Genomic DNA, 17,364 nt, shown 5'->3' with positions numbered 1-17,364 from the left:
CCAACTGTACAAACAGAAAAAGAACTACTGAAGGCGAACCTGTGTCGATACGTCATCTCTCCATGGGTTCAGTCACCGCAGTCGCAGCAGAATGGATGAAGGCTGTCTCGCTTACTGGAAACCTAAAACCCCTCACATCCGTTTATTGTGGAAGAGGCTTCACTGAGGTCTTGGTTGCAACGAAAGCACTAGAGGCAACTCTGCTTATCGTCTCGGCAGGATTGGGCCTTGTCGATGCAAGCCTCGATATCCCCAACTACAACGCTACTATTTCGGGCTCTGGCGAGGACAATGTGCTGGCCAAGCTTCCAAAGAGCGACTCGGCGTCCTGGTGGAACGCGGTATGCGAACTGAGTCCCTTCTCGACCGATTTGGCAACAGAAGCATATGATCTCGTTCTCATTGCACTATCACGCCCTTATTTCCCTTTGATAGCAACGCAACTTGCAGGCCTCGCTACGCCCGAGCGAAAAAAAATTCGGCTGTTTTTGAGTATTTCGCCATGTGAATTACCGGAACAACTGCGCGCGAACTTGATGCCATATGGCGACCGATTTGACCATGAAGATGGTCCGATTCCCGGGACAAAAAGTGACTTCACACAACGGGCGCTGAGGCATTTTACAAACATACTTATCGCGAACGACGCACAGCACGAGAGTGCAGAGTCTCACCGCGACCGTATTGAGCGCGAATTAGAGAACCTCGATTCGCCTGTGCGCCCACAGAGAAAGCGCCTGGATGACAGCGAAATTGCTGTCCTCATTGGTCGCCACTGGCACGATGCACAGGGCGGTTCAGCACGCATGCTGCGCTATTTGCGCGACACGCTGGGCGTGGCTTGTGAACAGAAAAGATTTCAAGGAATATTTAACAACATTCGAGAGGCAACCAAATGACTCTCAAGCATGAGACCATCGTAGTCCGCGCCCTTAAGACTCAACAGGGCGGCAACGTCGACGTGTACGCGTTCTTCCTGCCCGGATCCGACATCACCCGCGTCGCGGATATCTCGCGCATAGCGCGTGACGACGGCGATGGCTTGCGTGGATTTCAACGCAAAGAGATACGCAATCACGTCAATTCAATCGTCGAATTCTTGGACAGTGGCGCCGTCCTCTTTCCGAACGCGATTATTCTGGCGTTATCGTCGGAAGTCGAGTTCAAGCAGTCGCGTGGTCCTGCTCCCTTGGGTATGCTCGAGACCGCGCAAAGTGGTACATTGACCATCCCGGTTCACCCGGAGGGGTCCAGAATTGCCTGGATCGTTGATGGCCAGCAACGCTCTCTTGCTCTCGCCAAGGCGCACAATAACCAGATCCCAGTGCCTGTCATCGGATTCATCTCCTCAGATCTAGAGATACAACGAGAGCAGTTCATCCTCGTCAATAAATCGCGCCCTCTTCCAGTTCGGCTGATCAATGAATTACTGCCGGAGGTAAGTGCGATGCTACCTCGCGACCTGGCCGTACGAAAACTACCTTTAGAACTATGCAAGTTTTTGAATAGAGACCCAAAGTCGCCCTTTTACAAGCTGATCAAGTATGAATCGGAAACGCAAAATCCACTGGCCGTTGTCACTGACACGGTCCTTGCCGAGACCATACGCCGCAACCTCAAGCCTCCGATGGGTGCTCTAAGCCAATTCAAAGGCGTCGACGTCGCTGATGGCGAGGCGATGTATCGCACATTGGTTCTTTACTGGAGCGCGGTACGTGACACGTTTCCTGAAGCCTGGGGGAAATCCTCGACTGACAGTCGCCTAATGCATTCAGCCGGAATTCGCGCCATGGGCGACCTCATGGACCAAATCATGTTGCGGGCCGACAGCTCCCCAACGCCTGACGTCGTCATTCGCGAATCACTGGCACGCATTGCCAGTTATTGCTGCTGGATTGACGGCACCTGGGACACGCTGGGATGGCGCTGGAACGAAGTGCAAAATCTCAGCGTCCACATGACCAAACTTAGTGAATACCTAATTCGTCTCGATCGAGATCTTTCGAGGCCACACCGATGAAATTTATTTTTGCAGACAGCCTAGATGTGGTCGATCCACGCTATGACTTTATTGAAGACCGCAGCCCTCCAGACCGAAAATCTTATTGGGATGATGTTTTTCCTCACGAAATCCTCGGCTACGCCCCTTACGATGGGATGCTAGTGTCACGCGCTACGGTAGGTGATCGTCGCATCGCCGGCGTCTATACCGAAGCACAAGCTATGCGATTTCATCGAGTAGGCGCGCGCAGTTTTCTCCGCCTAGACACCCCGGAATATTCCAAATTACCGATTTTCGGCGATTGTGGCGCGTTTAGCTACGTGAAGGATGACGTGCCGCCTTACACTCCTGAGGATACAGTCGAGTTTTACGACCACGCGGGCTTCACCCATGGTTGCTCAGTCGACCATATTATTTTCGACTTTGACACCAATGTGAAGGGCATGGAAGGCGGCAGTGAGGACGCCCGGCGCCGCTTCGACATCACGCTCGAAAACGCATCCGTCTTCTTGAAAGCGAGTCGGTACCTTGAAGGCCGCTTCGTGCCGATGGGCGTAATTCAAGCTTGGTCGCCAGACAGTATGGCCGAAGCGGCGCGCCGCCTGGTTGCCATGGGCTACACCTATCTAGCAGTGGGAGGTATGGTTCCGCTCAAAGCCGAACAGATCCGCCAATGCCTAGCTGCTATACGGGCGGCCGTACCAGCAAGCACTCGGCTGCATGTGCTGGGATTCGCTAAGGCCGATGAAATCAGCTCTTTCATTCCCTATAACATCACTAGTTTTGACACCACGTCACCGCTAATTCGTGCTTTTAAAGACGACAAGCAAAACTACTATATGCCGGCGGGGCCTGGAAAGCTAAGCTACTACACTGCCATACGCGTACCTCAAGCAATCGAGAACAACAAACTTAAACGTTTGGTGAAGATGGGGACGTTTCGCGCTGAAGAGTTGACGGCGCTCGAATACACTGCTCTCAAGTATCTGCGCGCCTACGACCGCAATGAGGCGGACCTAGAGCAGACGCTAGAAGCCGTCCTAGCGTACAACTCTCCGCTCGCCACCGATCTCCCATTCGAGGACTCACGTTCAGATTCGACCATGAGAAAGCTGGCGGAACGCTATCGCCACACACTCACCAATCGTCCCTGGAAAGCCTGCCCCTGCCCCATCTGCACAGCGATTTCTATTGAAGTCGTCATTTTCCGCGCAAGCAACCGCAACAAGCGGCGCGGCATACACAATCTCGCAGTCTATAAAAGTCTGGTAGACAACCTCGACATTCCGAAAGCATTTCTATGAAACAAATCACTTTTTCCGCGATCCGCGCCGAACAAAGCCCGGAACACATCGTCCTCTCCTTCGCAGCAAGTGCGAAAGATTTGCTGTCTTTTGCGAGCATCGATCGCATAAATCGCGATTCTGAAGGCAACTTAAGTGGCTTTCAACGTCCACAACTGGCAGCGCACATTCGCGAAATCAAAGACTACCTATCGAAGCCTGAGGCTGTCCTACCAAACCCGATTGTTGTTGCGTTCACCTCTGGCGTCACGATCACGGAAGTCGACAGCAACATCTGCCGCGTGACAATCGACCTCACCAACGGACCAATAGGTTTGGTCGTAGACGGCCAACAACGCTTGACCGCACTGAGCCAGATAGTGGACAAGAATTTTCAGGTTTTGGTTTCCGCGCTCATTTGCAAGGACGAGATGGAACTGACGCGGCAATTTGTCCTCATCAACAATACGCGCCCGCTGCCAAAATCGTTGATTTATGAACTGCTGCCGACAGTGGATGGATTACCACATCGATTCGAGGGAAGAAAATTTGCGGCGGACCTAACAGCCCGCCTTAACTATGACGCCACGTCCTCGCTGAAGGGGCAAATCAATCAGCACACGAACCCAGATGGCATCATTACCGATACGGCTATCCAGAGAGTCATCATGAACTCGCTCACTGATGGGATGATGCGTGCGTTCATCGCTGCCGGCCCTGATGGCGAAGAGCGCTGCTTCCAATTTATCAGCGACTACTACCGTGCAGTACAAATGGTCTTCGGAAGTGAGTGGCAAGGCCATACCCCGCGCACCTCTCGCCTTGTGCATGGCGCAGGAATGGTTGCGATGGGCTACGTGATGGAGACTCTAGGCGAACTCGACCGTGCACGCGACTGGTACCAATTTAAAGATGGCATCGAATGCCTGGTTGGCAAGACCTCCTGGACCTCGGGCGGATGGCAACTTGGTGACGAGATACGGAATTGGCGCTCGATCCAGAACGTCAACCGAGATATCGTCACTCTCGCCCAATACCTGAACTCGATCATTCGCACGGACATTCGCCAGCGACACGCTGCGGCGGCCGCTTAGGCTAGGAGTCGGACAAATGACCTACAGCGTCAAAGAGATTTTCTATACCCTACAAGGGGAAGGCGCGCATGCGGGCCGCCCTGCGGTGTTTTGTCGTTTCTCCGGTTGCAATCTGTGGACCGGTCGCGAAAGTGATCGAGCCACGGCCATTTGTCAGTTTTGTGACACCGATTTCGTCGGGACCGATGGTGAGCGTGGCGGGAAATTCCCTACCGCAGTTACGCTAGCCCAGCAAGTCAATAGTTTGTGGCCTTCCACTCACCCAATTCAGAAGTATGTAGTTTTCACCGGCGGCGAGCCGTTACTGCAGTTGGATAAAGAACTGATCGAGGCGATGCATGCCGTCGGTTTTACCATCGCGATCGAAACGAACGGTACGCTACCTGTTCCGTCGGGTGTCGATTGGGTTTGCGTCAGTCCAAAGATGGGATCCAAATTGGTCGTCGAGAAGGGAAACGAAATCAAAGTCGTCATTCCTCAAGCTGATCAAAACCTCAGCGTGTACGAGCATCTGAACTTCGAAAATTTCTTCGTCCAACCGATGGATGGACCACTTGCGGACTTCAACACCAGTCTCGCTATCGACACGTGTAAGCGAAATCCAAAATGGAAACTGAGCCTTCAGACCCATAAACTTTTAAGGATCCCCTGATGTTAACAATAACGCGCAAATTGGAGTTTGATGCTGGCCATCGCATTCCCGACCACAAAAGCCAATGCCGCAATCTTCACGGACATCGATATACGCTGGAACTTACACTCACTGGAAACGTCATCGAGGCCGACGGCAACTCCGACAACGGCATGATCATGGATTTTTCCGACGTAAAATCACTCGCTAAGCAACACCTGGTTGACGTGTGGGACCACGCGTTCCTCGTCTACGAAAATGACCATGCTGTGCGAGAATTTCTGGAGAGCCTCCCCGACCATAAGACTGTTGTCATTGATCGAATTCCGACGGTAGAGAACCTGGCCAAAGTCGCTTTTGACATCCTGCACGCCGTATTCTCGGACAAATTCGGAACGGGGTTGCGCTTGTACAAACTCGTCTTGCATGAGACGCCGAATTGCTGGGCAGAGATCACCAACGAACGCTAAATACTCGAGCGCATCATTGAACCTACTTCAACAGCGAAGGAATACTGCCATGTCCCGTGCACTCGTTTTGTTTTCCGGTGGCCAAGACTCCACCGTTTGCCTTGCAAAAGCACTCAGCCTATACGATGAAGTAGAAACCATCGGCTTCAACTATGGGCAGCGACATATAGTCGAGATGGACTGCCGAAAAAATGTGCTGCGCGAGATACGCTCGCAGTTTCCTGAGTGGGGCGCCAAACTGGGCTTGGATCATGTCCTAGATCTCACACTATTGTCACAACTTTCCGATAGCGCACTCACTGGCGATGCAGAAATCGCGATGATGAAAAACGGACTGCCAAACACGTTCGTACCAGGCCGAAATCTCCTTTTCCTAACCTATGCGGCGGCACTCGCCTATCGGCGGGGAGTAACCGTTCTGGTCGGGGGTATGTGTGAGACGGATTTTTCTGGATACCCAGACTGTCGCGATACCACAATGCAGGCTCTGCAACTTGCATTGACGCTTGGTATGGAGCAACCCATCAAAATTGAGACGCCACTGATGTGGCTAGACAAAGCCGCAACTTGGCGACTAGCGAAAGAAATCGGTGGCGAAGCACTGCTCCAGATAACCAAGGAATACACGCATACTTGCTACCAAGGTGACCGTACGATTAAGCACGATTGGGGATACGGTTGCGGAACATGTCCGGCATGCGCCTTACGTGCGAAAGGTTACGTAGCATTTGCCGAGTAACTGCAAGCGCATCAATTTACGAACAAAAATGGCAGAGCGTGAACCTATCTTTGTGTCCGAAATTACCTTGCCACCGCACACTGTCAAGCAGAACAGTGCGATCCTGCCCGTCAGTCGTTCCGGCTATTACGAGCCGCAGCATCGTTCTGCAAAACCGGTTTCGTACAAAGCCAGCGGCCACTTGTAGTCGGCGTTCATGGCCAGCCATCAAAGCTATGGAAGCCACAGATCGCCATATGGCCCGTAATATAGCGACATATACCCTTGGCAACTTCGCTTATTACTGACGACCCCTGCGGAGATCAGCGATTGTTCGGTGTTCTTGCAACGCCCTCCCCCTTGTATCAACGAGAGCTACAGAATTTGCAGGCAAGCCGAATGTTTTTTCTATTCTTTTGCTGACTGTACCCACACCTGCATCAGCCCGGATTGCTCTTTCCTTGTTTTTTTCGGTCACCCCCGGCGTCACAACTGGCCGCATTGATAGTACAGGTTTTTTCGTGACAGTCAGCGTTCCGTCATCCGAGAAATCCTGAAAATAGTCAGCTGAAAACTTCTGTTCAGCTAAAAAAGTGAACATGCATGATTTCAGCAATACCTCAACACTATCATTTGCCTGAGTTTTCGATTGCTTATTAGCACGAACAGCATGCATCAGCGCTGTTTGCCCCCTATTATCTTTAATTGTCGGATCAGCGCCCAATTGCATAAGTCGTTCAATAAGGCGAGTGTTGCCCCTCTTTGAAGAAAATGCACCTGCACCTATTGATGCAAACATTAACGCTGTCATCCCGGCGCTGTCGCCAATGTTGACGGTGCCTTTCAACAAGTTAAGCACCGCATTCTGAGCAGTCCCCCACCGCTGGGTCCGCAATCTCACCATTTCAACAATCGGAGGCCGGCATCCCGTGCTAGCCAGACGCGGATTCGCCCCTCGCCGCAGAAGACCCTCGCACCCCTCCGGACTAGCCTCCGTTGCAGCAAAGAGCAAAAGTGACCAATCGGAAGTTGCTGAACCCTCCGACTGAAAAACTGTGTCGGGATGGAGGTTGTGTTGATCTAGCAGGCGAAATACTTCGTCCCAGTTACCCTGCCGATTTGGAGGAGTACCACGAACTGCTTTAAAGATCTCTGTCACAAGCACGGACTCATTACTAGTAGAAGGTAGTACTGTGAAATCATTGCGATGCATATTTATCCAGACAATTTAACGTGAAACAACAGAACAGATATACTGATACAACTCAATCTCCTGCAGCGGTGAACAGCATGGAGTGACTAGTACGTCAACGACGGCGTGGCAAAAGTGTGCCTGAATTCCTCATCTTCCGCACCTCGACTCATTTAATAGCTGTGTCCAGTTTTTTGCAAGTGCAATTTTAGAGAATCCATTTATACTGAGAGCCTCATTTATCAGTAGCCGCTCACGGTCAAAAAAATGCTTTGTGCGTCAGACCAAAATATAGGGAATGCAATAGATTCCTCCCACCCGTAGCGCAGTAAATGCTGAGTTGCACAAGGGAGTAGAATGCCCCACAGCGTCACGCTGTCGATCTCGGCTAGAAAGCGGTCGCGGCGCGTGATTTTCTTCTTGGCGGCGTATTCGAGGTCGAAAAAACTATTATGCATGATGGATCGCGGGCGGTGAACGTAGTGCGATTGTCTCAGGTCATGTTGCAGCAGGGAACCGCCCAAATGAATAAGTCAGTGATTCCCTAGTAGTGGTATTAACTAGAATACAAACCTTGGATCTGATGTAAAGTTGCGTTCCGAATCAAAAACTAGTGCATTTTGCGCTCATGTACAACCAAATCTTCTTCACCAACGTCCTGCGCGTGCTCGACGAACTGGGCATCTCCAAGAACGAACTGTCCGACCGTGCGGGCATGTCGGTGTCGTTCCTGTCCGACCTGACCAACGGCAAGGCCAATCCTTCGCTCAAGATAATGGAATCGATCGCCAGGGCCCTTGACGTCGCTCTTCCCGCCCTGCTGGAAATTACCGACCTTGACCAGGAATCGCTGGACATGCTCGCCGGCGGCAAGGCGCCGAGCAGTCTGCCGCCAGGCTACGTGCGCGTGGCAGCCGTGCTCACGGAATACCAGGCATTCCAGGTGCGCCAGTGGAATGATGCGAACCGCAAGCATATCACTGGCGCCAAACCGGAAGAAGGCTGACGCCAGGTAGCGCCCAAGGCGCAAAATGCGCCGGAAATTCATATCCTGCGTGAAATAGTCAAGCAATACGCGCACTAAACACCGAACTCATCAAGAAATTTGCCGATAGGGTTTGCGCTAGGTCTAATTCAGCCGTTTTTTTACGATATATCCTTTGCATATGCGGCATAGCATAAATGCAACAGGGGTATACCGATCATGGCTGAAACCGAAGACTTTTCCACGCTGAAGGACCGGGCCCGGCGCAAGCTGGAACGCGACATGGGTCCCCTCCTGATGGCCGCGCTGAACGATCCGCGCACGGTGGAAGTCATGCTCAATGCCGACGGGAGGCTGTGGCAGGAGCGGCTCGGCGAACGGATGCAGTGCATCGGCACCCTGCGCGCGGCGCAGGCCGAGGCCATTGTGAAGACCGTGGCAGGCTACCATGGCAAGGAAGTCACGCGCGGCAAGCCCCTTCTGGAAGGCGAACTGCCGCTCGATGGCTCTCGCTTTGCAGGCCAGCTGCCGCCCGTCGTCCCCTCGCCCACCTTTTCCATCCGCAAGAAGGCCGTGGCAATCTACACGCTGGACGAGTATGCCGCTACCGGCACCATGACAGCGCACCATTGCGAAGTCCTGCGGAAGGCGGTGGCAGGCCACCGCAACATCCTCGTCACGGGCGGCACCGGCTCCGGCAAGACCACGCTGGTCAACGCCATCATCAACGAAATGGTGGCCTGCGATCCCGGCGAACGCGTCTTCATCATCGAAGACACGGGGGAAATCCAGTGCGCCGCCGAGAACTTCGTGCAGTACCACACCTCTTTCGACGTCTCCATGACGGCCCTGCTGAAGGCCGCCCTGCGCATGCGACCCGACCGCATCCTGGTCGGCGAGGTGCGCGGCCCCGAAGCGCTGGACCTGCTCGACGCCTGGAATACAGGCCACGAGGGCGGTGCAGCCACCCTGCACGCGAACAATCCGGCGGCAGGCCTGGTGCGTCTCAAGTCCCTCATTACCCGTAACGCATCGGCCCCGGCCGACATTGAGCCACTCATCGGCGAGGTGGTCCACATGGTCGTGCATATCGCCCGTACCCCCGCTGGCCGCCGCGTGCAGGAAATCCTCGAGGTTTCCGGCTACGCGGACGGCCGCTATCTCACCCACCTACCCTGAGGAGCTCCCGATGCCTACATTCCTGCCTGGCCCGCCGGGCCACATGCATGCCAAGGCGCAGTTCTGGCTGTGCGCTGCCGTCATTGTCCTGCTGTTCCTGTCCTTGCCGCACCAGGCCTACGCCGCTGCCGGTACCGGCGGCTCGCTGCCCTATGAGAGCTGGCTGGAAAACCTGCGCAACTCCGTCACCGGCCCTGTGGCGTTCGCGCTGTCCATCATCGGCATCGTCATCGCCGGCGGCGTGCTCATTTTCGGCGGCGACCTGAATGGCTTCTTCCGTACCCTGATCTTCATCGTGCTGGTAATGGCGCTGCTGGTGGGCGCACAAAACGTGATGAGCACCTTCTTCGGGCGCGGCGCAGAAATCGCAGCGGCAGGCGACATGCTGTGCGGCGGCATCCGCCATGCAGTGCTGTGCACCGGCACGCGGATGGCATAGCCATGGCCCTGCGCGCCATCCCCATCCGCCGGGCAGGCAACCGGCATAACCTGTTCATGGGTGGAGACCGGGAACTCGTCATGTTTTCCGGCCTCCTGGCCTTCGCGCTCATTTTCAGCGCGCAGGAACTGCGAGCATCGGTGGTGGGGCTGCTGCTGTGGACGGGCGCCCTCTTCGCCTGCCGGCTGATGGCGGCGCACGATCCCCGGCTGCGCCAGGTGTACCTGCGCCACCGCCGCTACCGTCGTTACTATGCGGCGCGCAGCACACCCTTCCGCGTCAATACGGGCAGCCAGGGGAGGCAATACAAATGACCGAGACGATCTCCATCGCCATGGCGGCATGCGGCTGCCTGATGCTGTCCATCCTGTACGCACGCATCCGCGCGGCAGGCGCGGGCATGCGCCTGAAAAAGCACCGCTCGCGCGATGCAGGGCTGGCCGACCTGCTGAACTATGCCGCCATGGTCGACGATGGCATCATCGTCGGCAAGAACGGCGCCTTCATGGCGGCCTGGATCTACCGCGGCGGCGACAACGCCAGCAGCACGGAAGAACAGCGCGAACTGGTCTCCTTCCGCATCAACCAAGCCCTGTCCGGACTGGGCAGCGGCTGGATGATCCACGTCGACGCAGTGCGGCGGCCCGCGCTCGGCTATGCGCAAGCGGGTCTGTCCCACTTCCCGGATCCAGTTTCCGCCGCCATCGACGAGGAGCGCCGCCGCCTGTTCGAAAGCATGGGCACCATGTATGAAGGCTACTTCGTGTTGAGCGCCACCTATCTGCCGCCGCTGCTGGCACAGAGCAGGTTTGTCGAACTGATGTTCGACGACGAAGCGGCCACGCCCGGCCACAGGGCGCGCACGCAGGGCCTGATCGATTTCTTCAGGCGCGAATGCGCCAGCATCGAATCGCGCCTGTCGTCGGCCGTGGCGCTGGAGCGCTTGCGCGGCACCGAAGTCACCGACGAGGATGGCAGCAGCGCCACCCATGACGCGCTGCTGCGCTGGCTGCAGTTCTGCGTCACCGGTATCAACCACCCTGTCATCCTGCCCCGTAATCCCATGTACCTGGATGCAGTCATCGGTGGCCAGGAACTGTTCGGCGGCGTCGTTCCCCGGATCGGCCGCAAGTTCATCCAGGCGGTCGCCATCGAGGGCTTTCCGCTGGAGTCCACGCCTGGCATTCTCACTGCGCTGGGCGAACTGGCATGCGAGTACCGCTGGTCTTCGCGCTTCATCTTTATGGATGCCCACGAAGCGGTCAGGCACCTCGACAAGTTCCGCAAGAAGTGGCGGCAGAAGATACGCGGCTTCTTCGACCAGGTATTCAACACCAGCACCGGTCCGGTGGACCAGGATGCGCTGTCGATGGTAGCCGATGCGGAAGCGGCCATCGCGGAGGTCAACAGCGGCCTGGTGGCGCAGGGCTATTACACCAGCGTGGTAATCCTGATGGACGAGGACCGGGACAAGCTAGACGCCGCCGCGCGACAGGTCGAGAAAGCCATCAACCGCACCGGCTTCGCGGCGCGGGTGGAATCGGTCAACACCATGGACGCCTACCTGGGCAGCCTGCCCGGGCACGGCGTGGAAAACGTGCGACGCCCGCTGATCAACACCATGAATCTCGCCGACCTGCTCCCCACGAGCACCATCTGGACAGGACTGGACAAGGCTCCCTGCCCCCTTTATCCGCCGCTGGCGCCCGCCCTGATGCACTGCGTGACACATGGTGACACGCCGTTCCGCCTGAACCTGCATGTGCGCGACCTGGGCCACGCACTGATGTTCGGTCCCACGCGCAGCGGCAAGTCGGCGCACCTCGGCCTGATCGCCACGCAGCTGCGCCGCTACCAAGGCATGTCTGTGTATGTGTTCGACAAGGGCATGGCCATGTATCCGCTGGCCAAAGCCATGGGCGGCAGCCATTACACGGCGGCGGGCGACGGCGACAGCCTCGCCTTCTGCCCGCTGCAATTCCTCGCCACGCGCAGCGACCGCGCCTGGGCCATGGAATGGATCGACACCATCCTGGCCCTGAACAATGTCGACACCACGCCCGCCCAGCGCAACGAAATCGGCAACGCCATCATGAGCATGCATGCCAGCGGCGCGAAGACCATGTCCGAATTCGCGCTGACGATCCAGGATGAAGCCGTGCGCCAGGCCATACGCCCCTACACGGTCGACGGCAGCATGGGGCACCTGCTCGACGCCGAGGAAGATGGCCTGTCGCTATCCGACTTCACCGTGTTCGAAATCGAGGAACTGATGGGCATGGGCGAAAAATATGCGCTGCCCACCCTGCTGTACCTGTTCCGACGCATCGAACGCAGCCTGCAGGGCCAGCCTGCCGCCATCATCCTCGACGAGGCGTGGCTCGCGCTGGGCCACCCGGCCTTCCGCTCCCGCATCCGCGTCTGGCTGAAAGTGCTGGCCAAGGCCAACTGCCTGGTGCTGATGGCCACGCAAAGCCTGTCCGACGCGGCCAGCTCAGGCATCCTCGACGTCATGGTGGAATCGACGGCCACCAAGATCTTCCTACCCAACGTGTATGCGCGCGACGAGGACACGGCAGCGCTATACCGCCGCATGGGCCTGAACGCGCGCCAGATCGACATCCTCGCCACGGCCATCCCGAAGCGCCAGTACTACTATGTGTCAGAGCATGGGCGGCGCCTGTACGACCTGGCGCTCGGGCCGCTGGCCATGGCCTTCGTCGGCGCCACGGACAAGGAGTCGGTGGCGGCCGTCAAGGCGCTGGAGGCCAGGCACGGCGCTGCGTGGACCGGCGCTTGGCTGGCCAGCCGGGGGCTGAACCTGGACGACTATGGAGGCGCAGCATGAACCTTGCCCGCATATTCAGATCGCTGCGCACGGCAGAAAGCCGCAAGGCGCCCGCACAGGACGGAGTCCTTGACGGCGGGCGGCGCAGCGGCGAAAGCGACAACCCCTATCTTTCCGCGCGGCGCACCTGGAACGACCACGCGGCCCAGGCCGCGTCCTCGCGCCAGGCCTGGCAGCTGCTGGCCCTGCTGTCGCTGCTGGTCGCCCTCGCTGCCGTCGGCGGCATGGTCCATGTCGCCAGCCAGTCCCGCTTCGTGCCCTACGTGGTCGAGGTCGATAAGCTGGGGCAGCAAGCGGCAGTGGCCCCGGCGCAACTGGCGGCAGCAGCCGACCAGCGCGTGGTGCGCGCCGCCGTCGCCTCTTTCGTGGGCGACGCGCGCCTGGTCACTCCGGACATCGCGCTGCAGCGCAAGGCCGTCTACCGGCTGTATTCGATGCTGGCGGCCAACGATCCGGCTACGGCCAAGGCCAACGAATGGCTAAACGGCACCGATGAAAGCAGCCCGCTCAAGCGGGCCGCCAGGGAAACCGTCAGCACCGAGATTATCTCCGCCCTGCCGCAGACGGCCGATACCTGGCAGGTGGACTGGACGGAAACGGTGCGCGACCGCCAGGGCGTATTGAAGGCGCCGCCATTCCGCATGCGCGCGCTGCTCACCGTGTACACCGTGGCCGCCACGCCGCAAACCACGGAGGAACAGCTGCGCAACAACCCGCTTGGAATCTATGTCCGCGATTTTTCTTGGGCGAAACAGCTCTGAGGAGGCCTGCCATGCAACCCATCCCCTTTCTGCTGATGCTGGCACTCGCCGCCGTCCAGACAGCAGCCCAGGCCGTGCCAGACGGCAAGAGCGTCGCCGACACCTATTTCTCGGGCAAGGACCTGGTACTGACCAGGCAGGAAAAAGACGCGATCGCGATCGCGCAGCGCTGGCGCACCGGCAGCGGCACGGGCATGCAGCCTGTCCCGGGGGAAGACGGCGCAATCCGCTTTCTGTTTGGCGCACAGCAGCCCGGCATCGTGTGCGCCGTGCTGCAGGTATGCGATATCGAGTTGCAGGCGGGAGAACAGGTCAATTCCATCCACCTCGGCGACACGGCGCGCTGGACCGTGGAACCGGCCATCACGGGCAGCGGCGCCGCCGAAGTCCAGCACCTCATCATCAAGCCGCTCGACGTGGGGCTGGAAACCTCGCTGATCGTCACCACCAGCAGGCGCACTTACCACTTCCGCCTGCGCTCGCACCGCAGCGAGTTCATGCCGCGCATCGCCTTCACCTATGTCGAAGACGCGGCCGCCAAGTGGGACGCCATCAAGACCCGCGATACCAGGGAAAAGCAGGAACGCACCATCGCGCAGACCGGCGAGTACCTGGGCGACCTCAGTTTCGCCTATGCCGTGACGGGGTCCGCCCCCTGGAAACCCGTGCGCGTGTACAACAACGGTAGCAAGACCATCATCCAGATGCCACAGGCGATGGCGCAGACGGAAGCACCCACCCTGCTGGTGGTACGCAGGGACGGCGGCCTGTTCAGCGAAGATGAAACGGCCATGGTGAACTACCGACTGCAGGGCGACCGCTATATCGTCGACACGGTCTTCGACAAGGCCATCCTGATAGCCGGCGTCGGCCGCACGCAGGACAAGATCACCATCACGCGGGAGAAATAACATGCGCGCCCTGATGCTTGCACGCCTGATTTCTACACACCTCCTGCTGGCCTGCCTTGCGGGCTGCGCAGCGAACCGCATGGCTGACGCGTCTGCCTACGGCAACCTGCTGGCCGCGCCGGTTCCCGCGCAGGAAAACGGCATCGCCGCCGACGCTGCCACGCGGCTCATCGCCAGTTATCCGCCAGCGCGCACGCGCTTTGCGCTGCAGCACGCGGCGCAGGACGGCTTCGGCAGGGAACTGCTGGAACGGCTGCGGTCGCAGGGCTACGCCATCGGGGAATTCAGCAGCCAGACGCCGCCCGCCGTGCCGCCGCTGCCATCGGCCGCCGGCGCCACCGCGCTGCGCTACGTGCTGGACATGGCTGCCGAGCCGGACCTGGTCCGCCTGACCCTGTATGCGGGCAGCGAATCGCTGACGCGCGCCTACCTGCTGCAAGGCGGCGCGGCGCGCCCGGCCAGCGCGTGGATACGCAGAGAGGCTGCGCCATGAGCGGCGATGAAGACATGTCGCCGGACGCCTCGCCCGGCAGCGTCCACAGGAAATCCGGCGTGCGCAGGGTCAACAACCTGCCCGTCTACCTGGTAGGAGGCGCCATGGGCATTTTCCTGCTGGTGATGGCCCTGGTAGCCTGGGACCGCTCGGCGCAGCAGAACCGCCCGGCAGACCAGCTGGAAGCCAAGGCAGGCAGCACCAGCATGTTCGCCAGCGAGATCGCGGGTAGCGAAAAGGACGGTTTCGTCGCGCCGGCAAAGGCAACGGCCCCGCCAATGCCAGAGACACCCCCGCCCGGCGCCATCATCGTGGCGCGCCCCGACGACCTCGAAGCACCACCGCGGCCGCCTGGCGGCGCGCTGCCGCTGGAAGAGCAGCGCGGCATGGAGGAACGCGAGCGCAGCCGCATGGACAAGCTGCGTCAGCTCGACGAAGCAGTCCGCTCGCGCACCACGGTGCAGGCCACCGCCCCGCGCAGCGCCGGTTCCGCGCCTGGCGGCGTCCCGCTCAGCCGCGAGGAAGCCCTGAAGCAAATGGCGGCGCTGCAGCAGCAGGCCGATGCGCAGGGCCGCGACAACCCTGCCGCCGCCTACCTGGCCCGGCTGCAGCAGCTGCAGGCGGCAAGCTTGGGAGACACCGCAGCCAGGCCCGTGCCGCCTGTCGAACCACCGGCGGGTGGCAAGGACTACCGCCAGTTTGACGTACAGGGCCAGGGCGACCGCTGGCGTCTCGACTCCCGCGCGGAAGCGCCCCGCTCGCCGTACGGGCTGCGCGCCGGCTTCATCGTCCCGGCCGTGCTCATTTCCGGCGTCAATTCCGACCTGCCGGGCCAGATCGTCGCCCAGGTCAGCCAGGATGTGTTCGACACCGCGACAGGAAAATGGCGGCTGATCCCGCAGGGCTCGCGCCTGGTGGGCCAGTACTCGAGCGACATCGCCTACGGCCAGTCGCGCGTGCTGGTCGCGTGGCAGCGCATAGTCTTCCCCGATGGCAAGGCCATGGACATCGGCAGCATGCCCGGTGCGGACAGTGCAGGCTATGCGGGCTTTCGCGACCAGGTCAACAACCACTACTTCCGCCTGTTTTCCTCGGCCTTCCTGATGTCAGGCATCACGGCGGGCATCGCCATGAGCCAGCCGCAGACACTAAGCCTGGGCACGCGCCAGAGCGCCAGCGGCGCCATGAGCGAGGCGCTGGGGCAGCAGCTTGGGCAGGTGACGGCCCAGCTGATCGCCCGGAACATGAATATCGCGCCGACGCTGGAGATCCGGCCCGGCTACCGATTCAATGTGATCGTCACCAAGGACCTGACCTTTTCCCGCCCCTACAAGGCATTCGACTACTGACGGCAAGGAGCAGCAATCATGGACAAATCTTTAGCGGCTAAAATCATGGCAGGCATGCTGCTCTGCATTCCGATTGCCGTGCAGCCAGCACGTGCCGGGCTGCCGGTCATCGATGCCAGCAATCTGTCGCAGAACAGCGTAAGCGCCCTGGAAAACGTGGCGCATACGCTCAAGCAGATCCAGCAGTACCGCACCCAGCTGCAGCAATACCAGAACATGCTGCAAAATACCGCCGCGCCGCCCGCCTTCATCTGGGACCAGGCCAGCCAGACGATGAACCTGCTGCGGCGCGAAATCGATACCCTCGGCTACTACAAGAGCAGCCTGGGCAGCATTGACGCCTACCTGCGCAAGTACCGCAGCGCCAGCGACTACCGCGGATCGCCGTGCTTCTCGGTGCGCGGCTGCACGCAAGCGGAATGGAATGCGATGAGCGACGCCCAGCGCCTGGGATCTGATGCGCAGAAACGCTCGACCGACGCCCTCTTCAGAGGACTGGACCGCCAGCAGGACGCCATGGAGGCCGACGCGCGCCAGCTGGTGAAACTGCAGGCGGCGGCGCAAGGCGCCAGCGGCCAGATGCAGGCCATCGGCTACGCCAACCAGCTGGCCAGCCAGCAGGCCACGCAGCTGCTGCAGATACGCGGCCTGCTGATTTCCCAGCAAAACGTCATCGCCACGCGCTACCAGAGCCTGGCCGACCGCGAAGCGATGCAGCGCGCCTCGGACGAGGTAGTGCTCAGCAACACCTATCGTCCCAGCCCCGCACGCGGCTGGTAGGGAGGCAGCCATGGGCCAGTCAGTCATACTGTTCGTTTTACTAGTCCAGCTGGCGGCCTGCACGCCAGGTGATCCGGCGGACTCCCTGCCGCCCGTGACGGCAGAGAACTGCGAGCCGGAGGCCATCGCGAAGATCAAGGACGGGACGGCGCGCCGACAGTTCACGGACCTGTGCGTGCGGCGCAATACCTTCCGTCCAAGTCCCAAGCGTGAATGGTGAGACATTCTG

19 protein-coding genes and 1 pseudogene are annotated in these 17,364 nt (G+C 59.1%); 18 read left to right on the top strand and 2 right to left on the bottom strand.

Annotated elements, in window-relative coordinates:
* The first annotated feature begins 62 nt into the window (after positions 1-62).
* From AC1Q6X_RS23125 to queC, 7 genes are read left to right on the top strand one after another with little or no spacing between them, the layout of a single operon-like run.
* Positions 63-899: a hypothetical protein gene (locus tag AC1Q6X_RS23125; RefSeq protein WP_492498518.1), complete on the top strand. Its 837-nt coding sequence runs from the start codon at positions 63-65 to the stop codon at positions 897-899.
* Positions 896-2,020 (top strand): DGQHR domain-containing protein DpdB, encoded by a 1,125-nt coding sequence (gene dbpB, locus AC1Q6X_RS23120; protein WP_429237519.1) that lies wholly within the window; start codon positions 896-898, stop codon positions 2,018-2,020. The genes AC1Q6X_RS23125 and dbpB (AC1Q6X_RS23120) overlap by 4 nt, the downstream gene beginning before the upstream one ends.
* Positions 2,017-3,306: a tRNA-guanine transglycosylase DpdA gene (gene dpdA / locus AC1Q6X_RS23115; protein WP_492498517.1), complete on the top strand. Its 1,290-nt coding sequence runs from the start codon at positions 2,017-2,019 to the stop codon at positions 3,304-3,306. Before dbpB (AC1Q6X_RS23120) ends, dpdA begins: the two co-directional genes overlap by 4 nt.
* Entirely contained in the window at positions 3,303-4,379 is a 1,077-nt protein-coding gene (gene dbpB / locus AC1Q6X_RS23110; protein ID WP_492498516.1) for a DGQHR domain-containing protein DpdB, read from the top strand. The genes dpdA and dbpB (AC1Q6X_RS23110) overlap by 4 nt, the downstream gene beginning before the upstream one ends.
* Before the next feature lie 16 nt (positions 4,380-4,395).
* Complete coding sequence (gene queE / locus AC1Q6X_RS23105; protein ID WP_492498515.1) at positions 4,396-5,031, top strand: 7-carboxy-7-deazaguanine synthase; 636 nt, start codon at positions 4,396-4,398, stop codon at positions 5,029-5,031.
* Positions 5,031-5,480 carry a 6-carboxytetrahydropterin synthase QueD gene (gene queD, locus AC1Q6X_RS23100; protein ID WP_492498514.1) on the top strand — a complete coding sequence of 150 codons (450 nt, stop codon included), beginning with the start codon at positions 5,031-5,033 and terminating at the stop codon, positions 5,478-5,480. The genes queE and queD overlap by 1 nt, the downstream gene beginning before the upstream one ends.
* Before the next feature lie 49 nt (positions 5,481-5,529).
* Complete coding sequence (queC, locus tag AC1Q6X_RS23095; protein ID WP_492498513.1) at positions 5,530-6,219, top strand: 7-cyano-7-deazaguanine synthase QueC; 690 nt, start codon at positions 5,530-5,532, stop codon at positions 6,217-6,219.
* Positions 6,220-6,499: 280 nt separating this feature from the next.
* Here queC and AC1Q6X_RS23090 read toward each other — a convergent pair whose 3' ends face one another.
* Both AC1Q6X_RS23090 and AC1Q6X_RS23085 read right to left on the bottom strand, forming a co-directional pair.
* Positions 6,500-7,048, bottom strand: a complete 549-nt coding sequence (locus tag AC1Q6X_RS23090) for an ankyrin repeat domain-containing protein (RefSeq protein WP_492498512.1) — start codon at positions 7,046-7,048, stop codon at positions 6,500-6,502.
* A gap of 695 nt (positions 7,049-7,743) precedes the next feature.
* Positions 7,744-7,848: pseudogene (locus tag AC1Q6X_RS23085) on the bottom strand (IS5/IS1182 family transposase); the annotation flags it as partial.
* 170 nt (positions 7,849-8,018) lie between these two features.
* On the opposite strand from AC1Q6X_RS23085, the gene AC1Q6X_RS23080 reads away from it, so the two are divergent.
* The 11 genes from AC1Q6X_RS23080 (at position 8,019) to trbK (ending at position 17,355) form a co-directional block, all read left to right on the top strand.
* Positions 8,019-8,396, top strand: coding sequence for a transcriptional regulator (locus tag AC1Q6X_RS23080; protein ID WP_492498511.1), 378 nt, complete (start codon positions 8,019-8,021; stop codon positions 8,394-8,396).
* A gap of 198 nt (positions 8,397-8,594) precedes the next feature.
* Positions 8,595-9,554, top strand: coding sequence for a P-type conjugative transfer ATPase TrbB (gene trbB / locus AC1Q6X_RS23075; protein ID WP_492498510.1), 960 nt, complete (start codon positions 8,595-8,597; stop codon positions 9,552-9,554).
* 43 nt (positions 9,555-9,597) lie between these two features.
* Positions 9,598-9,993, top strand: coding sequence for a conjugal transfer system pilin TrbC (gene trbC, locus AC1Q6X_RS23070; protein WP_492498534.1), 396 nt, complete (start codon positions 9,598-9,600; stop codon positions 9,991-9,993).
* A gap of 2 nt (positions 9,994-9,995) precedes the next feature.
* Positions 9,996-10,307: a conjugal transfer protein TrbD gene (locus AC1Q6X_RS23065; RefSeq protein WP_092605191.1), complete on the top strand. Its 312-nt coding sequence runs from the start codon at positions 9,996-9,998 to the stop codon at positions 10,305-10,307.
* Positions 10,304-12,841 (top strand): VirB4 family type IV secretion/conjugal transfer ATPase, encoded by a 2,538-nt coding sequence (locus AC1Q6X_RS23060; RefSeq protein ID WP_492498509.1) that lies wholly within the window; start codon positions 10,304-10,306, stop codon positions 12,839-12,841. The genes AC1Q6X_RS23065 and AC1Q6X_RS23060 overlap by 4 nt, the downstream gene beginning before the upstream one ends.
* The gene (locus AC1Q6X_RS23055) at positions 12,838-13,602 is read left to right on the top strand and encodes a VirB8/TrbF family protein (protein WP_492498508.1); all 765 of its coding nucleotides are present in this window, start codon (positions 12,838-12,840) and stop codon (positions 13,600-13,602) included. Before AC1Q6X_RS23060 ends, AC1Q6X_RS23055 begins: the two co-directional genes overlap by 4 nt.
* An 11-nt stretch (positions 13,603-13,613) precedes the next feature.
* Positions 13,614-14,513, top strand: a complete 900-nt coding sequence (gene trbG / locus AC1Q6X_RS23050; RefSeq protein WP_492498507.1) for a P-type conjugative transfer protein TrbG — start codon at positions 13,614-13,616, stop codon at positions 14,511-14,513.
* A gap of 79 nt (positions 14,514-14,592) precedes the next feature.
* Positions 14,593-15,006, top strand: a complete 414-nt coding sequence (locus tag AC1Q6X_RS23045; RefSeq protein ID WP_492498506.1) for a conjugal transfer protein TrbH — start codon at positions 14,593-14,595, stop codon at positions 15,004-15,006.
* A complete protein-coding gene (locus AC1Q6X_RS23040) occupies positions 15,003-16,355 on the top strand; it encodes a TrbI/VirB10 family protein (protein ID WP_492498505.1) in 1,353 nt (450 codons plus the stop codon). Before AC1Q6X_RS23045 ends, AC1Q6X_RS23040 begins: the two co-directional genes overlap by 4 nt.
* 18 nt (positions 16,356-16,373) lie before the next feature.
* Entirely contained in the window at positions 16,374-17,135 is a 762-nt protein-coding gene (gene trbJ / locus AC1Q6X_RS23035) for a P-type conjugative transfer protein TrbJ (RefSeq protein ID WP_492498504.1), read from the top strand.
* A gap of 10 nt (positions 17,136-17,145) precedes the next feature.
* Complete coding sequence (gene trbK, locus AC1Q6X_RS23030) at positions 17,146-17,355, top strand: entry exclusion lipoprotein TrbK (RefSeq protein ID WP_492498503.1); 210 nt, start codon at positions 17,146-17,148, stop codon at positions 17,353-17,355.
* The last annotated feature ends 9 nt before the right edge of the window (positions 17,356-17,364 follow it).

Source organism: Janthinobacterium sp. GW823-FHT06H09 (assembly GCF_058794735.1).
The sequence above is the reverse complement of the archived record's forward strand: the minus strand, read 5'-3'. Positions and strand labels throughout refer to the sequence as shown.

Coding starts and splice junctions, on each gene's coding strand:
- queD (WP_492498514.1), top strand. CDS start 5,031: ATGTTAACAATAACGCGCAAATTGGAGTTTGATGCTGGCCATCGCATT.
- trbC (WP_492498534.1), top strand. CDS start 9,598: ATGCATGCCAAGGCGCAGTTCTGGCTGTGCGCTGCCGTCATTGTCCTG.
- AC1Q6X_RS23080 (WP_492498511.1), top strand. CDS start 8,019: ATGTACAACCAAATCTTCTTCACCAACGTCCTGCGCGTGCTCGACGAA.
- AC1Q6X_RS23045 (WP_492498506.1), top strand. CDS start 14,593: ATGGCTGACGCGTCTGCCTACGGCAACCTGCTGGCCGCGCCGGTTCCC.
- AC1Q6X_RS23060 (WP_492498509.1), top strand. CDS start 10,304: ATGACCGAGACGATCTCCATCGCCATGGCGGCATGCGGCTGCCTGATG.
- trbG (WP_492498507.1), top strand. CDS start 13,614: ATGCAACCCATCCCCTTTCTGCTGATGCTGGCACTCGCCGCCGTCCAG.
- trbB (WP_492498510.1), top strand. CDS start 8,595: ATGGCTGAAACCGAAGACTTTTCCACGCTGAAGGACCGGGCCCGGCGC.
- dbpB (WP_429237519.1), top strand. CDS start 896: ATGACTCTCAAGCATGAGACCATCGTAGTCCGCGCCCTTAAGACTCAA.
- trbK (WP_492498503.1), top strand. CDS start 17,146: ATGGGCCAGTCAGTCATACTGTTCGTTTTACTAGTCCAGCTGGCGGCC.
- AC1Q6X_RS23055 (WP_492498508.1), top strand. CDS start 12,838: ATGAACCTTGCCCGCATATTCAGATCGCTGCGCACGGCAGAAAGCCGC.
- queC (WP_492498513.1), top strand. CDS start 5,530: ATGTCCCGTGCACTCGTTTTGTTTTCCGGTGGCCAAGACTCCACCGTT.
- trbJ (WP_492498504.1), top strand. CDS start 16,374: ATGGACAAATCTTTAGCGGCTAAAATCATGGCAGGCATGCTGCTCTGC.
- AC1Q6X_RS23040 (WP_492498505.1), top strand. CDS start 15,003: ATGAGCGGCGATGAAGACATGTCGCCGGACGCCTCGCCCGGCAGCGTC.
- AC1Q6X_RS23065 (WP_092605191.1), top strand. CDS start 9,996: ATGGCCCTGCGCGCCATCCCCATCCGCCGGGCAGGCAACCGGCATAAC.
- AC1Q6X_RS23125 (WP_492498518.1), top strand. CDS start 63: ATGGGTTCAGTCACCGCAGTCGCAGCAGAATGGATGAAGGCTGTCTCG.
- dbpB (WP_492498516.1), top strand. CDS start 3,303: ATGAAACAAATCACTTTTTCCGCGATCCGCGCCGAACAAAGCCCGGAA.
- queE (WP_492498515.1), top strand. CDS start 4,396: ATGACCTACAGCGTCAAAGAGATTTTCTATACCCTACAAGGGGAAGGC.
- dpdA (WP_492498517.1), top strand. CDS start 2,017: ATGAAATTTATTTTTGCAGACAGCCTAGATGTGGTCGATCCACGCTAT.